This is a genomic window from Mammaliicoccus fleurettii (assembly GCF_003970575.1).
Lineage (GTDB): Bacteria > Bacillota > Bacilli > Staphylococcales > Staphylococcaceae > Mammaliicoccus > Mammaliicoccus fleurettii.
In genome coordinates, this window is sequence record NZ_RXWZ01000124.1 from 1 (window position 1) to 3,612 (window position 3,612).

Genomic DNA, 3,612 nt, shown 5'->3' on the forward strand with positions numbered 1-3,612 from the left:
ATTCGAAGACTACAGGCTGAGAACATGCCCGCGGAAAGCATGCGCATAAAAAAATGCCGGCAAAGTCTAAGACTTTGTCGACACTCTGAAGCATTACACATAATGTGTAATGCTTTTTTTAATGATGACCGAAGCCTGGCTCTAATAAGAATGTTGAATAATATGTAAATCCAACAAAACATAATACTAAATAAATAGCGAATATATACATATACATTCTTTCTGTTAATTTTAAGTATCCCAATAATACGAAAAATCCTGTCTGAGCTACAAAGAAATACGCCATCATGTCCATTCCTCCGACATAAAACATTGTAGCAAATATAGCAGTCCAGAAGCCTAGAGTTTTATAAACTTTATCCATCTTCTTAAGAACCCCCTCTGTGTTTACTTTCTTATTCACATTTAATTATAAAGTTACTCTATACAAAAGTAAATAGCATTTTTAGCAAATTAAAAACTATCATAGAAGTAATCAGCGAAATTGAAAGCGTTTATATATATGAGGAGGAGATTATGGAGAAATTATTCAAATCAATTATTAATGACGCAGTGAAATTAGAAGCTAGTGATATACACTTTATCCCAGTAATTGCTGATAAGGTTATTATCCAAATGAGAATCAATGGCGATAATAATCACTATGATTTATCGATGGATTCGAAGTTGTATAGTAGATTATTAATTTATATGAAATTCATCTCTCATTTAGATGTAAGTGAAAGGAATAAAGCACAAAGCGGACAATATTTATATGAGCATGAGATAAGTTATTATTTGAGAATATCCACGATACCAATTAGCTTAGGTATTGAATCGTGCGCTATTAGAATAACGCCACAATATTTTAGTGAGAGAGGATTTAGTAAGGATGATTTAGATTTTAAAAAAATTAGAAATGAAATATATAATGCTGAAGGATTATTTCTGTTTACTGGTCCCACTGGATCGGGAAAGTCCACATTGATGTATGAATTAATGCATGATTTAAAAAAAGTAAAAAACAAACATATTATCACTATTGAAGATCCAGTTGAACAAACTTTAGATGGTATTGTACAAGTTTCTGTTAATGAAAAAGCAAATATCTCTTATAATCAGTCATTCAAAGCCATTTTAAGGTGTGATCCTGATGTCATTATGATTGGTGAAATTAGAGATAAAGAAACTGCTAAACAAGTTATTCAAGCAAGTTTAAGTGGTCATTTAGTACTTTCAACAATGCATGCTAAAAATAATATTGGCGCAATACACAGGTTAATCGAATTAGGTATTACTACTGAACAAATTAAACAAGGTATATCATGTATCGCAAATCAGCGCTTAGTTAAACAAAATGACTCCAGTCGCAGTAGAGTTATGACTTATTTATTCAATGATGACATTGTTAAGTATATGGTGTGTGATTTTAATGAATAAAGGCAATGTCTTAAAAAAAGAAAAAGTATTATATCTAATAAGACTTTCAGACATGTTGAAACAAGGTTTTACCTTGTTAGAAGCAATTCAATTGTTGAATGATCAATTTCCTCAATTGTCTAAAAAAGAATTAAAGATAAAAGTAATTGGACTAGTCAAAGATACTGGACAATTACACGAAGTTCTAAAATTTTTAAATTATCCTCAAGTAATCTTAACTCAAATATATTTTGGTGAACAATATGGAAACTTGATTGAAACAGTTGATCATTCCATTTTATATTTAAGAAAAATTGAGCAAGTAAAAGAAAGATTTATAAAAACAATTCAATATCCTACTTTATTATTCTGCATTTTTTTCATGTTATTAGCTGCAGTAAACCAGACAATCATTCCTCAATTTAGTGAAATATACGAATCTATGAATGTTGAAATTTCAACTTCATTAAAAGTAATAACGACAATTTTTTCTTATTTACCCACAACTATTTTTACATTGTTTTTAAGTTTAGTACTTATTCTCCTCATCATTTACTTAAATTATAGTAGTAAAGACGTGTCTAAAAGAATTTCATTCTCCAATAAAATACCTTTAATAAACAAATATATATCTATGTATCACTCATATAGAATATCTAGGGACTTTTCATTTTTTATACAAAACGGAATAACGCTTAATAAAATAATTGAAATATACATGATGCAAACAAAAGATAGCTTTTTAAAGTACATTGGCTTATCAATTAATAAATCTATGGAAAAAGGTGAATCGTTCCCGGATGCGATAAAAAAATTAGGATGTTTCGAGGAGCATTTAATTCATTATATTAAACACGGAGAAAACAAATCAAAGTTAGATATGGAATTGCATTATTTCAGTGTATTTATGTTAGACAAACTAGAAAAAACTTTTATAAAACATTTGAAATGGATTCAGCCAATTGTATTTGGCATTTTAGCATTACTAATTATAACGCTTTATTTAATTATAATTTTACCAATGTTACAGATGGTAGAAGGAATAAAATGAAAGGGTGTAGTAGATGAAAAGTTTTAAATTATTTTGTAAAAAAGAAGGCTTCACATTAGTGGAAATGTTGATAGTACTTTTAATCATAAGTATCTTGTTGATTATCATCATTCCTAACATTAGTAAGCAATCGGAAACAGTTAAAAGTACTGGTTGTCAAGCTCAAGTAAAGATGGTAGCTGGACAAGTTGAAGCTTATACGTTAAAGCATGATGCTAAACCGAATTCTGTAAATGATTTAGTAAGTGATGGTTATATCAATGATAAACAGCTTACTTGTAAATCAGGCGAAAGAATAACTTTGCAAAATGGCGAAGTAGTTGCTAATTAATGTGCAATAAAGGATTTACTTTAATTGAAATGATATTTGTAATTTCAATTTTAAGCATGATTATGATGTTAACAATGTTCTTATCAATTAATGCAATCGATAAAGTTGATTTAACAAATGGAATATATGATTTAGAAACAAAGTTAGAGTATTTAGAAACAAAATCTATTGCTACAAAAAAGCCGATTTTAGTTTGGTTTAAACCTAATTCAGAGAAAATTTATTATCAAATAGAAAGAAATCAAATTCAGACACTTACTTTATATAAAGGAAATATTTCAAAAGATAATAAGTTTACTACGTTAGTATATGATGGTGAAGGAAATATCAATCAGTTTGGTACTTTGAAAATCATTTTTAACAACAAAAAATATAAAATTATATTTCGGATTGAGAAAGGGAGATATAGAATTGTTGAAGAATAATAACGGGTATGTTTTTATAGATTTTATGCTTTCGATATTTATTATCATGTTATTGAGTGGAACTTTATTACCATTAGTGACTTCTTTAAATAAAAATATTGAAAAAGAACATAATAAAATAAAACTATATCAGTTGTTATATCAAACGATTCAATCTCCCAGCGATGATTTTAAATATGATGTAAATCGATATAAATATTTAAATTTAAAAAATCAAATTTGCTTGGAAGATGAAATGAAAAATGAAAAAGTTTGTGTTAAAAAATAATAAAGGGTTTACTATGATCGAGATGTTGCTGTCTTTATCATTTTTATTAATTATACTCGCGCTTATACCTATATTAATTAAAAGTATTTATACTTTAAAAGATAATGCTATCGACCATACTAATTACGAATTAATCATG

7 protein-coding genes are annotated in these 3,612 nt (G+C 27.6%); 6 read left to right on the top strand and 1 reads right to left on the bottom strand.

Annotation, left to right across the window (positions count from 1 at the left end; all coding sequences use genetic code 11):
* Positions 1–118: 118 nt before the first annotated feature.
* Positions 119–364 carry a DUF2626 family protein gene (locus CD129_RS09455; RefSeq protein WP_078356555.1) on the bottom strand — a complete coding sequence of 82 codons (246 nt, stop codon included), beginning with the start codon at positions 362–364 and terminating at the stop codon, positions 119–121.
* Positions 365–516: 152 nt separating this feature from the next.
* On the opposite strand from CD129_RS09455, the gene comGA reads away from it, so the two are divergent.
* The 6 genes from comGA to CD129_RS09485 all read left to right on the top strand — a co-directional run.
* Positions 517–1,419: a competence type IV pilus ATPase ComGA gene (gene comGA, locus CD129_RS09460; RefSeq protein ID WP_107509993.1), complete on the top strand. Its 903-nt coding sequence runs from the start codon at positions 517–519 to the stop codon at positions 1,417–1,419.
* Positions 1,412–2,449 (top strand): competence type IV pilus assembly protein ComGB, encoded by a 1,038-nt coding sequence (gene comGB / locus CD129_RS09465; protein WP_115337397.1) that lies wholly within the window; start codon positions 1,412–1,414, stop codon positions 2,447–2,449. Before comGA ends, comGB begins: the two co-directional genes overlap by 8 nt.
* Positions 2,450–2,462: 13 nt before the next feature.
* Positions 2,463–2,780 carry a competence type IV pilus major pilin ComGC gene (gene comGC / locus CD129_RS09470; RefSeq protein WP_107509991.1) on the top strand — a complete coding sequence of 106 codons (318 nt, stop codon included), beginning with the start codon at positions 2,463–2,465 and terminating at the stop codon, positions 2,778–2,780.
* Positions 2,780–3,205, top strand: coding sequence for a competence type IV pilus minor pilin ComGD (comGD, locus tag CD129_RS09475; RefSeq protein WP_078356559.1), 426 nt, complete (start codon positions 2,780–2,782; stop codon positions 3,203–3,205). Before comGC ends, comGD begins: the two co-directional genes overlap by 1 nt.
* Positions 3,195–3,473 (top strand): competence type IV pilus minor pilin ComGE, encoded by a 279-nt coding sequence (comGE, locus tag CD129_RS09480; protein ID WP_237687667.1) that lies wholly within the window; start codon positions 3,195–3,197, stop codon positions 3,471–3,473. The genes comGD and comGE overlap by 11 nt, the downstream gene beginning before the upstream one ends.
* On the top strand, positions 3,448–3,612 hold a 165-nt coding region (locus CD129_RS09485; RefSeq protein ID WP_126577748.1), incomplete at its 3' end, for a prepilin-type N-terminal cleavage/methylation domain-containing protein. The genes comGE and CD129_RS09485, both read left to right, overlap by 26 nt.

Excerpts from the sequence above, each read along its gene's own strand:
- CD129_RS09455 (WP_078356555.1), bottom strand. The coding sequence starts at position 364 with ATGGATAAAGTTTATAAAACTCTAGGCTTCTGGACTGCTATATTTGCT.
- comGA (WP_107509993.1), top strand. The coding sequence starts at position 517 with ATGGAGAAATTATTCAAATCAATTATTAATGACGCAGTGAAATTAGAA.
- comGB (WP_115337397.1), top strand. The coding sequence starts at position 1,412 with ATGAATAAAGGCAATGTCTTAAAAAAAGAAAAAGTATTATATCTAATA.
- comGC (WP_107509991.1), top strand. The coding sequence starts at position 2,463 with ATGAAAAGTTTTAAATTATTTTGTAAAAAAGAAGGCTTCACATTAGTG.
- comGD (WP_078356559.1), top strand. The coding sequence starts at position 2,780 with ATGTGCAATAAAGGATTTACTTTAATTGAAATGATATTTGTAATTTCA.